Origin of the sequence: Shewanella sp. MBTL60-112-B2 (assembly GCF_019655055.1) — a bacterium.
In the GTDB taxonomy this organism is placed as follows: Bacteria; Pseudomonadota; Gammaproteobacteria; order Enterobacterales; family Shewanellaceae; genus Shewanella.
The window spans coordinates 43,765-63,324 of record NZ_BPFA01000019.1 but is presented as its reverse complement, the minus strand read 5'-3'; the positions used below and the strand labels follow the sequence as shown (position 1 = coordinate 63,324).

The window sequence follows — 19,560 nt, the reverse complement described above, 5'->3', positions numbered from 1 at the left end:
GGCACACTAAGCCACGATATTGTTTACGTTAGCATAATTAAGAGAGCTATAACCGTAAGAAACAACCTAGACTCCATTTAGTTTAACTGAAATTTCATCGCTTGTTGTGACTCATCCCGGTAAGCATAATTTATTTAGCCAATTATCTGTTGCGATGTGAACTCATCACTAAAGCTGGCTAGTGACTCAGTTTACAGGCCCATAGATGATTACCAGGACTTATTTGGATAGTAACGACTCCAGCGGCTTTATTCATCTCTAGAACTTTTATCAGAAAGGGTTTACTTGGCTCATCAGAAAGTTGCTTTTGCGCCGCTGTGATTGCCATTTGTAATGACTCACTATAATCAGTTTGTAATAGCCCCCTTAAATACTGTCCCTGATTTAATTCCACTTCATAGGTAAGAATAGGCGCCTTAACTTTAGTCACCGTTCCCTTAGCCATAATCTTGTGAGCTAGCTTATCTCCCTTGAAGAAACTTAACGACAAGTTGACCCCGTTAAGGGTGTTGGCCATCTCTAATCTTTGTGTCGATTCAAAGCCTGTTCCAACACGGTAAGAACCCGAGGTACAGGAAAGCATTGAAGCTTCATCTGGAGCAGTTGAGTGATCAAGCAGCAAACACAAACCAAAGATAAAGGTTAATGTGGCAAGTATAGGTGTAGCCTTAAAACCAGAAAATGGCCCGCTATTTAATCCTTTATTCACAGAATCCGGCCTCTTTTAACCATTCAACATCAATGAAATGCCAATCATTAGCCACGTTATTTACTTTTAAATTGTTACACGCCTTACCGTCATCGGCTAAGTTATTCATCAAAAAATCAAGCCTATTACCATCGCTCGATGGCGCAATATAAACTCGCTGCCACTTAAGCGTGTCACAGCTTGCTAGTAACTGTGATAGCTCTTTAACACGACTACGATAATTATTTCTATCTTGATCATTTTCATAAATAGGCACCAATATAGATTCAGTTCCTGCGATTTTGAATTTTTCTGGCATCGACAAGCGGATATCCGATGTTGTTTGTAGATTAGTCGCAAGAAAAATGATCAGTAAGATCCCAAGAATTAAACACAGTACATAGTTTTTAATTGAGAAAGAGTTAAGTGAGCAGTTAAACATCCGCTTATCTTGTGCTTTAACATGCAGTAGGTAGCCTTGCTTACTAATCACTTCAATCCAATTAGCATGCTCAGCACCTAAAAAGCGTTTAATATTTTGTACCGCGGTGGCGATATCATGATGGGTCACAACCTTCGGCAACAACTTATCGCACATAGATTCAATAGATACGACCTGGCCTCTCGATGCCAGTAACTGCTCGATAACTAAAAATTCGATGTTAGATAATTTAAATGCAGAGACTTTTTCGGAGCCTGTATGAATCAGCTCTCCAAGTTCTACATCAAATCGGTATGGACCTATATACACGTTAACCACTCTGACTCAATAATTACCAAATAGTTTACTGGCATTCACCCATAGAGTCCGTGATTAATTAGCATGAAACGGGGGGCTGATTTAGCTTTCGTGAGGTCTAGCACACTAACTTAGTTATTATTTAACCAACTTGCGATACATCTAGATACACAAATGAATTACGGGTTGAAAATTGTAAACCATCAAAAAATTCACCACCCAAAAGAACACCAAACAAACACCAAATGAAAACAAAAAGGCACCTATCTGGTGCCTTTTGTTGACAAAAACTTACACTTTTTAGCGCAACAAACGAATATCAACCTAAGCAAATATCGTTACTGTTAATCTATTTAGAAGGCGTATAACAGAGTCATGTTTGTCTCTGTATCAGTGCTCTCTTTGTCATCAAGCGGGCTATCATTGTAACGAACAATAACCGCAAATTTCATTGCTAACGCGCCGACGATATTAGCCGTAATAGCCGACTCAGAACGCCCCTCTAAGCTATCACCATAGTCAGCAACAAACAGTTGAGTAAACTTAGAGCTTTCACTGAACTCATAGGTGAAGTTAACCGCGCCGTGAGCGACAACGCTATCTTCGTTATCATAACCGAGTATTGCAGTCTGCTCATCATCTAGCTTCTTGTAGATATAACCAGGACCAACCTCAGCACTTAGGAACATATTACCGCTGTCGATAAACTTGTGACCATAACCGGCAGAAGCAACGGCCTTATAGTCATAACCAGTAAATGGATCGACTTCATAGTTACCGGTGATATACATATAGTTCTTCTCATCGAACTTATAATCACCTTGAATACCACCATAGTAACGCTTAGCAGTAACCTCTCCAGTGTCTTCTTTATACAAGCCTTCAAACAGGTACTGGTTTTCCCAATTACCTAGCTCTTGCAGCATGTTTAAACGACCCTTTACCGACGAGGTTTCAGTGTTACCTGTGGTTAATGTCGCACCGAGCTCGGCTTCACCAGCAAAGGTCTTATCGCCTTCAACAAAGTCAGCCCCTGCGTGCGCAGCAAAAGGAGCCGCCATTACCACTGCCATAGCCGTAAGCATTTTTTTCATATTATTAGTACTCCGTTTACTAAACTCCCTAAAAATCCGCGCAATATTAACATTTTGCACCAACGATTGAAAACAGGTAGTACATCTTTAATGATATGGCAAATTGAATTTTTCTACGCTATCGACTCACTGCGACGAGATATAAATATCGGGCAAAAAAATACCTGCACATTGGCAGGTATTTTTAAACAAGCATTAAGCCATTATCAAATTCGGATTACTTGATTTGTGGATCAAGTTCGCCTGACTGGTAAGCTTTATACATAGCTTGTAGTGACTTAGGCTTGATCTTAGACGCCATACCCGCACAACCAAAGGCTTCGTAACGTGTAGTACAGATGTCAGCCATCGCTTCCATTGACGCCTTCAAGAATTTACGAGGGTCAAATTCAGCTGGGTTTTCAGCAAGGAACTTACGTACCGCACCAGTTGATGCAAGACGTAGATCGGTATCGATGTTAACTTTACGCACGCCGTGCTTAATGCCTTCAACGATCTCTTCTAATGGCACGCCGTAAGTTTCAGGGATAGCACCACCGTACTGGTTGATGATCTCTAACCACTCTTGCGGTACTGAAGAAGAACCGTGCATAACAAGGTGAGTGTTAGGAATACGTGCGTGGATCTCTTTGATACGGTCAATACGTAATACGTCACCGGTAGGCTTACGGCTAAACTTGTAAGCGCCGTGGCTAGTACCGATAGCGATTGCTAGTGCATCTACGTGAGTGTCTGCAACAAAGCGCGCCGCTTCTTCTGGAGTCGTTAGCATTTGATCCATAGTTAGGATACCAGCAGCGCCGATACCATCTTCTTCGCCAGCTTCACCCGTTTCTAGGCTACCTAAACAACCGATTTCACCTTCAACAGACACACCACAAGCGTGAGCAAATGCAACCGTACGACGAGTCACGTCTACGTTGTACTCGTATGATGCTGGTGTTTTACCATCAGCCATCAAAGAGCCGTCCATCATCACTGATGACATACCCAACTGAATAGAACGCTGACAGATATCAGGATCAGTACCATGGTCCTGGTGAATACATACAGGGATATCTGGATACTGCTCAAGTGCAGCCGCCATTAGGTACTTAAGGAACTGTGGACGCGCGTACTTACGTGCGCCAGCAGAAGCCTGAACGATCACAGGGCTGTCAGTTGCTTCAGCAGCCTGCATAATTGCACGCATCTGCTCAAGGTTGTTCACGTTAAACGCTGGAACGCCGTATCCGTGCTCTGCAGCGTGATCTAACATTTGACGTAGGGAAATTAAGGCCATTTTTTACTCCAATAATAGGGTGAGTCGCCTCACCAAGGTCACTATCGTTTGGATGGATTTTTATGCTCTAGCGTTACCCGTTCTAAACGGGTTAACACTAAGGCGGTTACTTTTAATTTTTATTGTTATCTATGCTGCGAAAAACAGTTTTATCAATAATCGATAAAGCATTTATTGAAACTGTTTTTTATACAAAATTGTTCACTGGTTTGTTGGCGGCTAGTGTAACCCCGACAAATGTCGATTTAAAGTCTGCCAACAACCAGTTTGGTAATTTTTTTGTATGTGCGCGCCAATCGGTGTCGATTACTGACCGCGACTCTCTAACATAGCAACAGCAGGCAGCTCTTTTCCTTCTAAAAACTCTAGGAAAGCGCCGCCACCAGTTGAAATGTAAGACACTTTGTCAGCGATACCATACTTATCGACAGCAGCTAATGTGTCACCGCCACCAGCGATAGAGAAGGCATTTGATTCAGCAATCGCTTGAGCAATACGCTTAGTGCCTTCACCGAACTGATCAAACTCAAATACACCAACTGGGCCGTTCCAAACAACTGTGCCGGCATTTTTGATGATTTCAGCTAGCGCTTCTGCGCTGTCTGGGCCGATATCGAAAATCATATCTGTGTCAGATACAGCACTAACATCTTTAAGTGTCGCAGCCGCTGTAGGGCTGAACTCGCTGGCAACAACTACATCTGTAGGTACAGGAATATCGCCACCGCGGCTCTGTGCGTTAGCAACAAGGCGCTTAGCTTCTTCAATCAAATCTGCCTCATAAAGAGACTTACCGACCTTGTGGCCAGCTGCAGCAACGAAAGTGTTGGCAATGCCACCACCCACTACAAGTTGGTCAACTTTGGTCGATAGGCTTTCAAGCACTGTCAGTTTTGTCGATACTTTAGAGCCACCAACAATGGCAACCATTGGACGTGCTGGGTTATCTAGCGCTTTACCTAAAGCTTCTAGCTCTCCCGCTAATAATGGACCCGCACAAGCGATAGGTGCATGTAAGCCAACACCGTGAGTCGATGCTTGTGCGCGGTGAGCCGTGCCGAATGCGTCCATCACGTATACGTCACAAAGTGCCGCCATCTTCTTAGATAGCGCTTCATCGTTCTTCTTCTCACCCACGTTAAAGCGGACGTTTTCGAATACAACCACTTCACCGACAGCAACTTCGATACCGTCTAGGTATTCGCTAGCAAGGCGTACAGGGCAATCTAGCGCCTTGGTTAGGTAATCAACCACAGGCTGCATAGAGAATTCAGCGTTGAACTCGCCTTCAGTTGGACGGCCTAGGTGAGACATCACCATTACCGCGGCGCCTTTTTCAAGGGCAAGTTTGATAGTCGGTAGCGAGGCACGCAGACGCGCGTCACTAGTAACCACACCATTGCTTACAGGTACGTTAAGATCTTCACGAATAAGCACACGCTTAGCTTGAAGGTCTAAATCTTTCATATTAAGAATCGTCATTTTCATGCTTCCTTACTACTTAAGTTAAAATTAAAAATTAAAGTTAAAAATTCAATCAAACTGTGCAACTAGACCGTCAGGACACAACACCGACGTTCTAGGCTCTAGGTTCTAGGTTCTAGTTCTAGGTTCTGTATACAACACCAAGCCAGCTCTGACCGCCTCCGCTGATATCGTCTTAGCTATTCTCGAGTTATCACCTGCTCTTTCGGCTTTTATCGTCTCTAGAATCTAGAGCACTCGTAAACTCACTGCGAGGACGCTTCGCGGCTAGAGCGAACTTCGTCCTGCTATACAATCAAAAGACAACATTATGTTTTATTATGTAGGTTGGGCTTTAGCCCATCATCGATGACGGCATAAATGCCGACCTACAAATGCTGTTTATCTATCCGCTTTTGCCTTTCCGGCTCTTACCGTCTTAGCTTGTCCCGGCCTTTCCCGGCTTTTATCGTATCTAGAATCTAGAGCACTCGTAAACTCGCTGCGAGGACGCTTCGCGGCTAGATCGGACTACGTCCTGCTATACAATCAAAATCCGGTACAGTGCTTTTATGTAAATTGAGCTTTAGCCTTTCCGGCTCTTACCGTCTCAGCTTGTCCCGGCCTTTCCCGGCTCTTACCGTCTTAGCTTTTCCTAGATCCTGCTTTTCCTAGCACCTAGGACCTTCTCAGCTCTTAAAACCTAGGACCTTCTTTTAGCCTTTATCATCTCTAAACTGGTATCTAGCATGCGGTTAGCAAAGCCCCACTCGTTATCACACCAGAGTAATAATTTAACTAAGTGGCCATCACTGACTCGAGTTTGCGTACCATCAACGATGCTTGAGCGTGGGTCGTGGTTAAAATCACACGACACTAATGGCTCGTTAGTAAATCCGACTACCCCAGAAAACGAACCTTGGGTTGCTTGTTCTAGTACTCGGTTAACGGTTTCGATATCGACGCGCTTATTGAGCGTAACGGAAAGGTCGATAGCGGTAACATTGATGGTAGGCACACGTACTGAGATAGCTTCAAACTTGTCTTTCATATGCGGCAAGATGCGCTCAATACCACGAGCAAGTTTAGTATCTACAGGAATAATTGACTGACCAGCAGCGCGGGTTCTGCGCAAATCGTCATGATAGGCATCAATAACTTGCTGATCGTTCATCGCCGAGTGGATTGTGGTGATGGCACCACTTTTGACTTCGAAGTGCCTGTCGAGCACATCGATAACCGGTACGATACAGTTTGTTGTGCAAGAGGCATTAGACACAACCGTATGTTCGGCTTTTAATAATTCGTGATTCACACCATACACTATGGTGGCATCGACATCGCTTGACGACGGATGGCTGATTAATACTTGTTTAGCACCCGCTTTAATATGCGCCTCACATTGCTGCCTGTCGTTAAGTACACCCGTGGCCTCGAAAACGATGTCGATATCCATCTCTTTCCAGGGCAATTTAGCAGGATCGGGTTCATGCAGCAGCTTAATGGCATCATCGCCAATAATCATATGCTGATTGTCGAGCTTAACTTGGGTGTGAAAACGTCCGTGAGTGGTGTCGTATTGGGTGAGATGAAGCATGGCTTCTGGTTTGGCTAACTCGTTAATTGCCACAATCTGAATACGATCGCGTTTGGCAGACTCATACAGTGCCCGAAGAATTGAACGACCAATACGGCCGTAGCCATTAATAGCGACTCTGATCATGAAAGCTTTCTATTCCCTTTAACAGCCCATTTATTGATACAACAACGGCCTACCCCAATAGGTAAGCCGTTGTATCATAATTGCTTAACGTGCAAAACACGTAAAGCATTATTCAGCATCATAGAGCAATATGCTGATGCAATGTACCGATTAATCTTAAGGTTTCCCGGTAGATTAGCCTGCCATTGCATCAAATGCCCTAACACGTTAGTTGCTTATAGACCGTTAACGGTTGCAACAACGTTTTCAACAGTAAAGCCAAAGTGCTTCATCAAGTCGCCGCCTGGAGCAGATTCGCCGAAGGTAGTCATACCCACAACTGCGCCGCCAAAGCCAACATACTTGTGCCAGAAATCAACGTGAGCCGCTTCAATCGCAACACGCTTAGTCACAGAGGCTGGTAGTACAGACTCTTTATAAGCCGCATCTTGCTTATCGAACTCATTTGTCGATGGCATAGAAACAACACGAACCTTCTGACCTTGCTCAGTTAGTGCTGCAGCAGAATCAAGTGCTAGCTGAACTTCAGAGCCAGTAGCAATAAGGATTAAGTCTGGCGTGCCAGCGCAATCACTTAGTACATAACCACCTTTAACTACGTTAGCTAACTGCTCGGCAGTACGTGCTTGCGCAGGTAGGTTTTGACGGCTGAAGATTAGCGATGTAGGCGCGTTACGGCGCTCGATTGCATTCTTCCAAGATACAGCTGTTTCAGCCGCATCACATGGACGCCATACAGTCATGTTTGGTGTCATACGTAGGTTTGCAAGCTGCTCAACCGGCTGGTGAGTTGGACCATCTTCACCTTGACCGATAGAGTCATGGGTGTAAACGAAGATGTTCTGAATACCCATCAGTGCTGACATACGTACAGCGTTACGTGCGTATTCCATGAACATCATGAAAGTTGCGCCGTAGTTGATGAAACCACCGTGTAGAGAAGCACCGTTCATGATACCGCTCATGCCGAATTCACGTACACCGTAGTAGATGTAGTTACCAGCAGCATCGTCTTGAATGCCTTTAGAACCAGACCAAAGCGTTAGGTTAGAACCTGCTAGATCTGCAGAGCCACCTAGCATTTCTGGTAGGATTGCACCAAATGCACCAATCGCATTTTGTGAAGCCTTACGGCTAGCAATACCTTCAGCTTTATCTTGGCTCTCTTGAATGAAAGCTTGTGCTTTTTCTTCAAAATCTGCTGGTAAGTCACCGGTGATTACACGGCGCTTGTATTCAGCAGCTAGTTCTGGGAATGCAGCTTCATAAGCAGCGAACTTGTCGTTCCAGCTTGCTTCATTCGCAGCACCAGACTCTTTAGCATCCCAACCCGCGTAAACGTTTTCAGGAATTTCAAATGCGCCATGGTTCCAACCAAGGAATTCACGTGCAGCTGCGATTTCAGCATCACCTAGTGGTGCGCCGTGACAATCGTGGCTGCCAGACTTGTTTGGCGAACCAAAACCGATTGTGGTTTTGCAGCAAATCATTGTTGGCTTGTTAGTCACTGACTTCGCTTCTTCGATAGCTGCGCGGATTGCGTCGCTGTCGTGTCCGTCTACGTTAGCAATTACGTGCCAGCCGTAAGACTCAAAACGCTTAGGCGTATCGTCAGTGAACCAACCTTCTACGTGACCGTCGATAGAAATACCGTTGTCATCCCAGAATGCGATTAGCTTGCCTAGACCTAAAGTGCCCGCTAATGAGCATGCTTCGTGAGAGATACCTTCCATCAAACAGCCATCACCAAGGAAGCAGTATGTGAAGTGATCAACGATGTCGTGACCTGGCTGGTTAAACTGTGCAGCCAATGTCTTTTCAGCAATCGCCATACCAACAGCGTTACTGATACCAGCGCCTAGTGGGCCTGTTGTAGTTTCAACACCTGGTGTGTAACCGTATTCTGGGTGACCTGGTGTTTTAGAGTGAAGCTGGCGGAAGTTTTTCAACTCTTCGATAGGAAGTGCATAACCTGTAAGGTGTAGCAAAGAGTAGATAAGCATAGAGCCGTGGCCGTTAGAAAGGATAAAGCGGTCACGATCAACCCACTCAGGGTTGTTTGGGTTGTGCTTTAGGAAATCGTTCCATAGCACTTCAGCAATATCAGCCATCCCCATTGGTGCACCAGGGTGACCTGAATTGGCTTTTTGAACAGCATCCATGGTCAATGCGCGGATTGCGTTTGCGAGTTCTTTACGAGATGACATGCTCTCTCCTGCTTCTTTTGAGGTATTGAGGCTTAGATAAAGAAAAGGGCCGCAAATTTGTATTTGCTTTTCCCTTCCCTACAGCAAATTTTGGAGCCATATTTTCGCCTACTAGGCAGTAGGACGCAAATTTAATTCACCCAGAATGAAAAAAATTGGCACTTTTAAGTTAGATAAATAACGCTTGAGCCACCTAAGACTAACAAACTAGTCGTTTTTATCGACAAAGAAGTTTATTAAAGCCAGTACTGTCAGTTCTAAGTGCTATTTTTTGATCATCTTTTATGATGAACACTCTCTCATGCGACCCACAAATAACCTTAATTAACAGCACCATAAATCAAATATAAAATACATCTTTGCCAAGGTGGATAAAATAAATACCGCGAGTAACTGCACAAAATTTAGTGAAGGGGGTGTCATCGACTCGGTTTTCCACTAGAATAGCCGTCTAGATGTAGATACTTCTACACATTCAAATTGTTTAAAGACGAGATTTTCCATCATGGCAAAGCACTTGTTCACCTCTGAGTCGGTCTCAGAAGGTCATCCAGATAAAATCGCCGATCAGATTTCTGATGCGGTACTAGACGCAATTTTGGAGCAAGATCCAAAAGCTCGTGTAGCATGCGAAACTTATGTCAAAACTGGCATGGTTATGGTTGGCGGCGAAGTTACTACTTCTGCTTGGGTTGATATCGAAGAGATCACCCGTAAGACTGTACGTGACATTGGCTACACTCACTCAGATATGGGTTTTGATGCCGATTCTTGCGCCATCCTAAACGTGATTGGTAAGCAGTCTCCAGATATCAACCAAGGTGTTGATCGTGCAGACCCTAAAGAACAGGGTGCTGGTGACCAAGGTCTAATGTTTGGTTACGCTAACAACGAAACTGACGTACTAATGCCTGCGCCTATCACTTACTCGCACAAGCTAGTTAAGCGTCAATCTGAAGTTCGTAAAGACAAGACCCTTCCATGGTTACGTCCTGATGCGAAGAGCCAGGTAACTTTTGCTTATAACTCAGATGGCAGCGTTGCTGGTATCGATGCAGTTGTTCTATCTACGCAGCACAGCGAAGATGTGACTCAAGCAGACCTAATTGAAGGTGTAATGGAAACCATCATCAAGCCAGTATTACCGGCTAAGTGGTTATCTAAAGACACTAAATACTTCATCAACCCAACTGGCCGTTTCGTTATCGGTGGTCCAGTAGGTGATTGTGGTCTAACGGGTCGTAAGATCATCGTTGACACATACGGTGGTATGGCTCGTCACGGTGGTGGTGCTTTCTCTGGTAAAGACCCATCAAAAGTTGACCGTAGTGCAGCATACGCAGCACGTTACGTTGCTAAAAACATCGTTGCAGCTGGTCTAGCTGACCGTTGTGAGATCCAAGTGTCTTACGCAATTGGTGTTGCAGAGCCAACTTCAATCAGCATCGAAACATTTGGCACAGCTAAAGTTGGCGAAGAGCTATTGATCGACCTAGTACGTCGTCACTTCGACCTACGTCCATACGGTCTAACAGAGATGTTGAATCTAGCTCGCCCAATCTACCAAGCGACTGCTGCATACGGTCACTTTGGTCGTAACGAGTTCCCATGGGAAGCAACAGACAAAGTTGACGCACTACGCGCTGACGCAGGTCTATAATCGTTATCGATTAATTCGGCGTTGCTGGTTCAACGCCAATAAAAAACCGCCACTTGGCGGTTTTTTTATGTCTGGAACATTTATGACGATTTACCATGAATGATTTTTCAAAATAGTAAATCGGCGTTGTGTCTGCAATTAGCAATTTTAAGTTGTGCATCAGAGTGACAAAATTACGCAAGATGCCATAAATAGCGTATTACAGTTAACTTCCAACTGTAGTGGTTCCAATGACCTGCGGTCGGCGTATGCGCAGATACTACCGTGACACGCTATAAATACATCCCTGTAAGCTCGGCCATGACGTCCATGTCATGGACGATCACGGCCGCATCTACACTAAGTTACAAAAACACTATCCCTGCTACCAAAGTAATTAAAGTAATTAATGAACTAGAGCAGGCTATACCAATACGCCATTGATAGTAGAAAACCGACTTTAATGCGACAATTTAACTTTCAGAAATAGACTCACAACCATTTTGTTTATGACAACTGCAATGAATACAAAACTGCAATTAACTTGGTTAGCGCCTGATGAGCGTATCGAGGTGAAGAAGTTCTACCGCCAATATATGCCTTATGCACGCTTGTTACAGAAAGAGTCTGTCTGCGTGTTAACGCAAACAGCCCCTAACCTTGATAGTTTTGGCGAAATCGATAGTGTTGGCGAAATAACTTGCTCCAAAACTATTTGCTCCAAGATAGTAGCCAGTGCACGTATTCGGCCTATTGGTCAGTTAGCCATTTTAACCGGCATGTTGGTGCATCCTGATTTTCGTGGCCAAGGTGTGGGGCATCAGTTGATGGATGCACTTGCATCCGTTATTAGTGACGGCAAGACCTATATTTTTGCCTTAGCGCAATTAGAAGGGTTTTATTCTCAACATCGGTTTAGCGCTGTGTCATCAGCGCCGAATGATATTCAGCAGTTGTTTCTCAAGTATCAGGGGGATGGTGAAAGGTTGGTGTTAATGGGGTTAACTGGTGTCATTGAGCGATAGCTTTCATTTTATTTATTATAAATTCAGAACCTTAGCTAAATTAGGTGGGCGAGCTACAACGAACAATACCCATGAACACACAGTTCATGAGTATTATTGAGCAAGGCAAAGAGTATCTGTTACCGGTATTCATACCAACAGGACGTAACCGTACGAATCACTCGAGTCGGGATACCGTCAGAGTCCACGACCGTTGAAGTGACAGTTGTTTCTCTGCAGCGTTTCATTCTTATCAGTCCTGATAGAAAATGTTCTCTCCATGGGCGGTTCGCATAAAATGCTTCATATTCACTCTGATTAAACTGAATTGTAAGTTGATTAAGCTCATTTCGTAGCCCTTCTTCAACGGTATCAACTATTTTCCAGTAATCATTACTTAGCTCTAGCTTTAAATGCAGTACTAATCCGTTCTCACCTTTCAACTGGATGTAAACGATTGGAGATCCAGCTTGAGTAATCAAATTATCGACAAAGTTTTTCGCCAGAGCGCTCAAAAGCTCTTTTCTACTTGTGCTGAGTGAATTAGTCGTCGTAAATAACGCTGTTTTTCCAGCTTGATAAACAAAGTGTTTCGCCGCGACTAAGTCGAGGAAAGGCTTATCTCTTAGATAATCGTTATAAAATATAAGTCTCTCACCTGCATGGCGGTTTAAACCATCCATAGAGTCGCAGTCAATATCATCCTCGCAGACAATCGTAATGGTGGTATCTATTGGTTTCGCCAAGGTCGGTTGATTAACAATTTCTCCCCGATACTGGCTCACCTTAAAACTCACTTCGATTTCACTTGAGATTTTAACGGGTGTACCATCGGCAAGCGTATCTTCAATTTGATAACTAACAGTTCCTTTGTCATAGCTGATACAAGGCTCATCAAAGCAGGGAGGGTATGCATTGGCGGCCCCGCTATAAAATAGGAAAAGAAGAGCAAATATTAGTTTAGGCATAATTCCATTTATCCTTAAATTTAAATTAATAAACACTAAACCTAGCACACTATATTTTTAATTTACTTGAATAATCTTCAAGCCGACTACTCCTATCTAAGCAAACTTTTTGCTATTGGAACAAGTGGGTCAGAGTAAACTTTCCACAAGACTCACAGAAAACACCAATTCCCCATCGGAGTTGCCGAAGTGCGGAGATGAAAATGCCGTAGAACCATCATGGATGATGGTTCAGGCTCGGCGGGACATGGATGTCCCATCTGAGCCGTTAGGCAATTTTTATTGGAGCATGAGGCCCGTATCTAATGCATGTAACTTCGTCTGGGGCGGCTCGGGAGATGCAAGAGGGGGAAGCTGTTGTCCCCCTTTTGCCCGTGTGTGAGCTGGAAGCTCACGACTTTTATCAAGCCGAGCTTGATTGTTTAAGTTCAGGCGCAGCCTGATAAGTGACAAGGTCACGACGTTAGTTGTTAGACGAAGTCTAACTCAGAGGTCAAGCGCAGCTTAATTGCCAGAAAGCGTAACGTCAGACGCAACCTGACAAACCTATTGATTGGCTAAAACCTCTTCCAGCTTAAGTCCAGTCAGATCTCGAATAGTGCGCCATAAATAATAAAACGTACCCATCATCATCAACATAGATGGCACAGCAATCATTGGATAACTGTATAAACTCAACTCCCCTAACTGCTCATTAAACTCAGGCGTGCCAGTTGGACTAGTCACAATCCATTTCGCCAATATGTAATTCATGGTGGCGGAGAACGCAAACGAGCCTGCAACCATATAGGTAGCAGTCATGAGTCGCTTTTCAAACACAGCCATACAATTGTTCTGTTGTAAACGCTGCATGATCTTATCTACGTCCATCACCGCAGGATTAAAGACTAAGGCTTTAATTAATGGCTTAGAAGTAAAGGTCGAAATAAGCACTGCAATACCAATAACCGCAGGGATTGCGGCTTCTTTAATTGCCAACCACTTAAGGTCAAGCTCCAGCAGACCAATGCCGCCGGTTAGCAGCACATTGGCTAAACCAAGCAAGGCGATAAAATTAAACTTTTTATACTTTATTCGCTCAAATATGCCCCAGCCCAGCGGAAAGCTTAACGCCAACATTAAACCACCACTCGCACCTAGCTGATCATCACCACTTAACTTCATTAGAATAAAAGCGGGAATGACGACACTCACTAACAGGTCAACCATAGGCCGAGGTTTATGCGTCGATGTACTACTCATATGTTGTTTTCCAGGCGAAGCATGCAAGCTTCGAAAAATTTAAAGATAAAAAACCAATACTGTTACTTCCGTGAGGCCAGTTCTCTGATGCCAGTATTGATACTAGATAGTGTACAGGGGCGTAAAAATACCTTGTTCTAACTCCAGTGTCACTCTTGATCAAACATTGTTGAGACAGCAAGTAGCTAAAGCGTGAAGTTCACTCCTTGCTTTAAACGAAAGTGATTCTTTAGCGAAATAGGACTGTAAAACCATTATAGATGATGGCTCTGGTTCAGATTTAGATTCAGGTTCTGGCTCTGCCAGGCATGGCGGCCCATATTAGCCCTCAGGAGCTCTATCACATTAAAGTGTAAAGCTTTAGACGCTACCAAGCACAAACTGTTATTTTTAAAGCCATTAATAACAATAGTTGCCCTCTATGATTATCTTTAACTGTAGCGCCCAAGCCGCTAAATTCTTCGATAAAAATCCCGACAGTGAATCAGTCAAAATCATCGCCCCTACTTATGATGGTGTCCGTCTCGATTCAGAACACTTAACTGCTGATAATGTGAATGACGACAAGGATCCACAATGCGACTCAGATTCTGATTGGGGCTCAGATTGGAATGCGGAGCCGATGCAATGGCAAATCGACATCAAACACGATAGCAAACACATTACCAAGCAAGATAGCGCTAAGCAGTACCTAGTTTGCTGCGAGACTGAAAGCAAGTTCAGTTTGTATTTCGATTGCGAGCAAGTCACTAGCGCCAGCCAATTCGTATCGCTGTTTTTCAGCACTTGGGCGCAAACCCAAAAAGGTTACTCGGAGCGTTATCTTATACCAATCAGTATAAAGATTTGGTCGCTCAGCGAGAGTTTAGCGGTTATGAGGCAAGGCAACGAGTGAAGAGCATAGTTATTCTACGGTTAAGCTCGTTAACATAGCATCAGAACCGCTAAAACTCGCCATTCTGGAGCGTTTTTGGCTGCCTACTTCTGCGTTAAATAGCTTCACAAGGGAATAACCATTCTTTCAGTTATTTGCCTTGAATTAGTTGCCAAAAAACGTTCTGAGTAGATCAACTTCTTATACTGATTGGTATTAATCAACCTGAAGAAGACGATATCACTGAAATGCTGCAGACCATTGAGGGCCTTCAGCAAAACTATCATTGGTATCTACGTACACTTGAAGATGGCCTTGCTCTGACGGAACACTTTGAAGCGGTCTACAATGCTAACCATGAATCAATCTCCAAAGCACAGCAAGATTCTGAAGAGCTAGCACTGCAAACAGTATTTCAAATTTGTCAGGACTGGCTCAACCTAACCGAGCGCCACAATGAATTTGATGAAATGATAGCGCCAGCCGAAGATCTCGATATACGCTCTCTATGCTTGCAGCTATGTAGACTTTTGATAAGCATCAGCTACTTAATTTTTAACTAATACTTATGTTATGGTGTCATCCGTATTCAGCAGGGAACAAGTTTAATACTAATTAGTATAACGGGAAGCACACCATGAAATGGAAGACATGTATTAAGGCGCTACTCATTGCGCCTTTAGCCACAACACCTCTAGCCTTAGCACCGATTGCTCAGGCCCAACAACCAACAGATATTTTAGGCTTACAGCTGAAGATGACGCCCGATGAGGTGGTTCAACGTTTAAATATTCAGCATGGTTCTAAGGTTACCGTCGGTAACATCAACAACCCGACACCAACCGACTTTGCTGAAGCGGCTGCACAAATAGCTAATGAGTATCAAGAAAAGTACTCCCACATTCCTGCAGAGCAACGAAAGCAACTCATTGAGCAAGTTCAACAGCTGCGCCTCGGTAACGAAATTAAAGAGATTTCCTGCTCAGATAGAGCCTGCGATACGCCATTTTTGAAAGCCAACAATATTATATGGTTTATCGCAAGATTTACTGATGATGGCAAACTTGGCAATCTATCAATCCGCCAAAACGTTACTCAGCTGAACGCTAAAACTCAAAAAGCTTTAGAGACAAAATACCATCCTGATGAGGTCTGGGGCGATATTTCCGAGCACCGCTCTGCCAGTTTGAATCGACTATCAAAAGACGCGGAAAACCTAACGATTAAACTCAAGAACTACCCGAATGAGAAACTCATTGAATATAAGCTCTACGACTATAGCTTATTTGATGGCGTCACCACTAAAGAGCAAGCCTTAATCAGTGAGTTCGATAAAAGCTTATAAATAATCAGTGCAAGAAAACCTAAAAATCACTCAACTCTAAGTGGTCAAGAGGCGGTAGCTGCTGCCTCTTTCGCCCCTGTGCAAACAAAGCGCCTGACTTTAACCACCAGTTCCTATCTATTAAGTCCTAGCTATTAAGCATTAGCCATTAGCCGCAAGCTAACTTTAAGATCCTAGGAAATTTGAATACCTAAGTCGTTAGGCGTAGTCTAAATCAAAGCTCAAATTCGCAATATCAGAGAACTGAGTTATAAATATAACTGAGTTCTCAATAGTTATGCCAGAAATCTAACGGAGCCAATATGAAACACTTACTAATGACTGTAGTGATTGCCGCGACATTAACAATAGGTGGTTGTGCCCAACAACAGGAACCCACTGAACCGCAAAACTTTCTCACCAATGACGGTAATGTCAATATCCTGTGGCAAAGTACCAATGACTATAGCGATATCGAGGCAACCTCGGGAGTACAGTCTAAATTTGAACAATACCTTTTCACTGAGCTTACCGACGGGCTTGCTAAGCTAGCAAGTAAGCACTTAGCAAAAGGTCAGCAGCTCGACTTAACCGTCACCAACGTCGATCTTGCTGGTGATGTACAGCCCACTTTTGGTGGTGCGACTAACGATATTCGTGTTGTTACCGATCTATACCCACCAAAAATTAGCTTTGATTATGTGTTAACCCAAAATGGCAAAGTGATAAAATCGGGTAGTGAAAAACTCAATAACATGGGATATCTAATGGATATCCAACCCATAGGAAGCGATGCATTCCCCTATGAGCAAGACCTACTCACCGATTGGTTTAAAAATACCATAGTGCCAGCATTATGATCACTGCGAACCCGCGAACTTCGTTGCCGACTTAGCTCGCAACTCTTAATTGAAAAATAAAGCAAAGGGGCGTCGTTATTGACTAACGACGCCCCTTTCTTGAGCGGGTTTGAGTAGGAAGCTCCACTACATTAAGTCGTTAGATATGGCCTAACGATAAGTACTAACGATACGTTCTAACGATAAGTCCAGAGGAAACCTGAACAGTAAAAACGCGGTATAGCTTGCAAGCATCTAGCACCATTAACAATGGTCAAAATGTGCATTCTCCATGCACATAAACTCAACCTGTTGCATAGACAGTACAGCTGGCTGTAAAACCTCAATCGATTCAGGATTAATGTCTTCTAAACTCGCCACTTCATCAATTTGGTTGCCGTAAGAATTTGTGCGACCACAATAGATAAAGTGTTTATGCCATCGCACTAAGTAAGCTGTTTGTTTTTTACCTTCAAAGGTCACCTCAGCTTCTAATGCGTGGCACTCTTGGCCTTGAGCCGTTAATACCGCCACGACTAATTTAAGGTTATCAAACCCAGATAAGTTTAATGTTAGGTAAGGGGTAAAAATCGATGCGACTGATTCAGATAACATAAAAATCCTTAGAAAAAACTGTCTGAGGTTGGCAAAACTAATAGGTAATAATCACGTTCATCGAAACTGATGTAATCGACAACTTGCATGCCGCCTTTACGCGTATGGGCAGCAAAAGAACCGGCATTATCCTCGGCGATAAAAGTCAGCATATAGGGGAGCTCATTGCCGACCTGCTTCTTAACAAAAGCGACTAAGGCCTCAAATATACCCTGACCGCGATGACGGCTATCTATCCAGATAGGACCATATTGGCAGCAATTATTTTCGGTTAATTTAGCACGATCGTAATCGAGCCTAGGTAAGCGGTTTAGTAGGTTTCGATAAATGGGCCACTGCTTGAAGAAAGACCAACGCCCGGCAATAACATAACCCACTATAGTATCTTCAACTTCTGCCACCACAACCCAATGCTGGTTAACGAGCGTGGTTAAGTCTGCTTGTGTGAAAGATTGCCCCTGCAGCGAATTGTCACGCTGTTCGGCAACCAATTCATCCTGCAAATGGGTTTGTTCCAGTGCGACCAATGCTGTGATATCGCTTGCTTTAGCTCGTCTAATCTTCATTGCTGTTTTGTTAGCTCTATTACCTTAAATACCGCTTGAGTATAACCGAACCAACTTCAGGTAGATAAGCTTCAAACTAGTGATTTAATTAATAAGCATGAAAACGCGCCTACTCATCCAGTGATGTGCCCATAGGTGTACAGGATTTAGACGAATTAAGATCGAGTTCTCACACAATTAACATTTATTCAACCGTCAAAAGTAAGTATAGTTCTTAAACGATTTCAGCTCGATAAAGCCAGTTTATGGCCTAAACGAATAGGTGAGCCCAGCCATGTTAGCCCAAAAAATCAATCATAATATTTGGCTTAGAGACCTAGACCATCCCGCTATAAATCTAGCTAGGTGGCAACAACAGGTCGACTTAATTAGCGAGCTTTATCAGTCTAAAATCACCATTATTATTCAGTCTAACGGTAAAAAGTCTCAGATCACCTGCTGCAACAAGCAGGCTGGCAATCAGGCTGATAACCTTTTTAATGCTGGTGATGAACTCCAAAGGGAGGCCGTAATTGATGCCACCTGCGATACCATTGGCTTTGGTATTGTCCATCTCGATCCGGCTAAAGTTACTGGCAGCTTCGCCTCATTTAACAAACTACTTGCTATCAAGCTCACTTGGCCCGATGGGCGGCTCTTTGGTTGTATCATTATTTGTGACCCTGCCAAAGATAAAGTGAATGCCATCTCGGCCACGGTCTGCGAAATGGTTAAGGCACTGCTTCAAGGTGAATTAAAACAGATGTACCTGACGGAGCAGTTGCATCGATTGTCAGTTCAGGATGAGTTTACCTGCATGCTTAACCCTTACGGCTTTAGCTTGATGGCACCTAGACAACTAAGCTTGAGTCGTCGTTTTGGCTCTCACGCAGGGCTAATAGTTTTAGAAGATTGCCCCTCTTCTCAAGTTCATCACAAATATACCCAGTCGCAACGGATCCGAATTATTGCGCGAATTATTTCCGACAGCATGCGAGAAGCGGATATCTCAGCCAGAATAGATGATGGCCAATTTATCATTCTGGCCTTTGTCGATAATGAGTCTAATATCGATAGCCTGATCGCACGGCTACGTAAGCAAGTTAACAGAGAGGCACCTGAGATTAATCTCATCGTAGGCAAGAGCTTTTTTACCCCAGATACCCAACTATCATTAATCCCGATGCAACAAGAAGCCATCGCAGATTTGGAAAAGAATCGGGATTCTAAAAGAAGGACCTAGGAGCTAGGTTCTAGGGCGCTTCGCTGCTAGGAAAAACAAAAGCCAAAAGCGTCAGGCGGTTATCTTGGGG

At 43.8% G+C, this 19,560-nt stretch carries 19 protein-coding genes; 8 read left to right on the top strand and 11 right to left on the bottom strand.

The annotated features are described in order from the left end of the window. Nucleotides 1-178: 178 nt before the first annotated feature. The 7 genes from K5Q73_RS13025 to tkt form a co-directional block, all read right to left on the bottom strand. Entirely contained in the window at nt 179-709 is a 531-nt protein-coding gene (locus K5Q73_RS13025) for a hypothetical protein (protein WP_259650689.1), read from the bottom strand. After that, nucleotides 702-1,439 carry a helix-turn-helix domain-containing protein gene (locus tag K5Q73_RS13020; protein ID WP_259650688.1) on the bottom strand — a complete coding sequence of 246 codons (738 nt, stop codon included), beginning with the start codon at nt 1,437-1,439 and terminating at the stop codon, nt 702-704. The genes K5Q73_RS13025 and K5Q73_RS13020 overlap by 8 nt, the downstream gene beginning before the upstream one ends. Before the next feature lie 341 nt (nt 1,440-1,780). Continuing rightward, nucleotides 1,781-2,521, bottom strand: a complete 741-nt coding sequence (locus K5Q73_RS13015) for a YdiY family protein (protein WP_220759161.1) — start codon at nt 2,519-2,521, stop codon at nt 1,781-1,783. Nucleotides 2,522-2,738: 217 nt separating this feature from the next. After that, nucleotides 2,739-3,803 (bottom strand): class II fructose-bisphosphate aldolase, encoded by a 1,065-nt coding sequence (gene fba, locus K5Q73_RS13010; RefSeq protein WP_220759160.1) that lies wholly within the window; start codon nt 3,801-3,803, stop codon nt 2,739-2,741. Nucleotides 3,804-4,109: 306 nt separating this feature from the next. After that, the gene (locus K5Q73_RS13005; protein ID WP_220759159.1) at nt 4,110-5,285 is read right to left on the bottom strand and encodes a phosphoglycerate kinase; all 1,176 of its coding nucleotides are present in this window, start codon (nt 5,283-5,285) and stop codon (nt 4,110-4,112) included. Between the two features lie 685 nt (nt 5,286-5,970). Next, complete coding sequence (epd, locus tag K5Q73_RS13000; protein ID WP_220759158.1) at nt 5,971-6,990, bottom strand: erythrose-4-phosphate dehydrogenase; 1,020 nt, start codon at nt 6,988-6,990, stop codon at nt 5,971-5,973. A 215-nt stretch (nt 6,991-7,205) separates the two neighbouring features. Continuing rightward, a complete protein-coding gene (gene tkt / locus K5Q73_RS12995; RefSeq protein ID WP_220759157.1) occupies nt 7,206-9,197 on the bottom strand; it encodes a transketolase in 1,992 nt (663 codons plus the stop codon). A gap of 505 nt (nt 9,198-9,702) precedes the next feature. Here tkt and metK point away from each other — a divergent pair. Both metK and K5Q73_RS12985 read left to right on the top strand, forming a co-directional pair. Then, nucleotides 9,703-10,857 carry a methionine adenosyltransferase gene (gene metK, locus K5Q73_RS12990; protein ID WP_220759156.1) on the top strand — a complete coding sequence of 385 codons (1,155 nt, stop codon included), beginning with the start codon at nt 9,703-9,705 and terminating at the stop codon, nt 10,855-10,857. Nucleotides 10,858-11,357: 500 nt separating this feature from the next. After that, nucleotides 11,358-11,861 carry a GNAT family N-acetyltransferase gene (locus K5Q73_RS12985; RefSeq protein ID WP_259650687.1) on the top strand — a complete coding sequence of 168 codons (504 nt, stop codon included), beginning with the start codon at nt 11,358-11,360 and terminating at the stop codon, nt 11,859-11,861. A 119-nt stretch (nt 11,862-11,980) separates the two neighbouring features. On the opposite strand, the gene K5Q73_RS12980 is transcribed toward K5Q73_RS12985, so the two are convergent. Then, the gene (locus K5Q73_RS12980) at nt 11,981-12,808 is read right to left on the bottom strand and encodes a hypothetical protein (RefSeq protein WP_220759155.1); all 828 of its coding nucleotides are present in this window, start codon (nt 12,806-12,808) and stop codon (nt 11,981-11,983) included. 305 nt (nt 12,809-13,113) lie between these two features. Between K5Q73_RS12980 and K5Q73_RS12975 the strand changes: the two genes are divergently transcribed. Beyond that, nucleotides 13,114-13,251 (top strand): hypothetical protein, encoded by a 138-nt coding sequence (locus K5Q73_RS12975; RefSeq protein WP_220766150.1) that lies wholly within the window; start codon nt 13,114-13,116, stop codon nt 13,249-13,251. A 103-nt stretch (nt 13,252-13,354) separates the two neighbouring features. On the opposite strand, the gene K5Q73_RS12970 is transcribed toward K5Q73_RS12975, so the two are convergent. Then, nucleotides 13,355-14,050 (bottom strand): VC0807 family protein, encoded by a 696-nt coding sequence (locus K5Q73_RS12970; protein ID WP_220759154.1) that lies wholly within the window; start codon nt 14,048-14,050, stop codon nt 13,355-13,357. 421 nt (nt 14,051-14,471) lie between these two features. Here K5Q73_RS12970 and K5Q73_RS12965 point away from each other — a divergent pair, with 421 nt between their 5' ends. The 4 genes from K5Q73_RS12965 (at nt 14,472) to K5Q73_RS12950 (ending at nt 17,108) form a co-directional block, all read left to right on the top strand. Then, on the top strand, nt 14,472-14,945 hold the full coding sequence (locus K5Q73_RS12965; protein WP_220759153.1) for a hypothetical protein: 474 nt from the start codon (nt 14,472-14,474) through the stop codon (nt 14,943-14,945). A gap of 227 nt (nt 14,946-15,172) precedes the next feature. Further along, nucleotides 15,173-15,487 (top strand): hypothetical protein, encoded by a 315-nt coding sequence (locus K5Q73_RS12960; RefSeq protein WP_220759152.1) that lies wholly within the window; start codon nt 15,173-15,175, stop codon nt 15,485-15,487. A 74-nt stretch (nt 15,488-15,561) separates the two neighbouring features. Next, the gene (locus tag K5Q73_RS12955) at nt 15,562-16,269 is read left to right on the top strand and encodes a hypothetical protein (RefSeq protein WP_220759151.1); all 708 of its coding nucleotides are present in this window, start codon (nt 15,562-15,564) and stop codon (nt 16,267-16,269) included. 302 nt (nt 16,270-16,571) lie between these two features. Further along, on the top strand, nt 16,572-17,108 hold the full coding sequence (locus K5Q73_RS12950) for a DUF3016 domain-containing protein (RefSeq protein ID WP_220759150.1): 537 nt from the start codon (nt 16,572-16,574) through the stop codon (nt 17,106-17,108). 243 nt (nt 17,109-17,351) lie between these two features. Here K5Q73_RS12950 and K5Q73_RS12945 read toward each other — a convergent pair whose 3' ends face one another. Then, nucleotides 17,352-17,702, bottom strand: coding sequence for a hypothetical protein (locus K5Q73_RS12945; protein ID WP_220759149.1), 351 nt, complete (start codon nt 17,700-17,702; stop codon nt 17,352-17,354). An 8-nt stretch (nt 17,703-17,710) separates the two neighbouring features. Beyond that, a complete protein-coding gene (locus K5Q73_RS12940; protein ID WP_220759148.1) occupies nt 17,711-18,268 on the bottom strand; it encodes a GNAT family N-acetyltransferase in 558 nt (185 codons plus the stop codon). 274 nt (nt 18,269-18,542) lie between these two features. Between K5Q73_RS12940 and K5Q73_RS12935 the strand changes: the two genes are divergently transcribed. Continuing rightward, nucleotides 18,543-19,490: a GGDEF domain-containing protein gene (locus K5Q73_RS12935; RefSeq protein ID WP_220759147.1), complete on the top strand. Its 948-nt coding sequence runs from the start codon at nt 18,543-18,545 to the stop codon at nt 19,488-19,490. Nucleotides 19,491-19,560 lie beyond the last annotated feature (70 nt).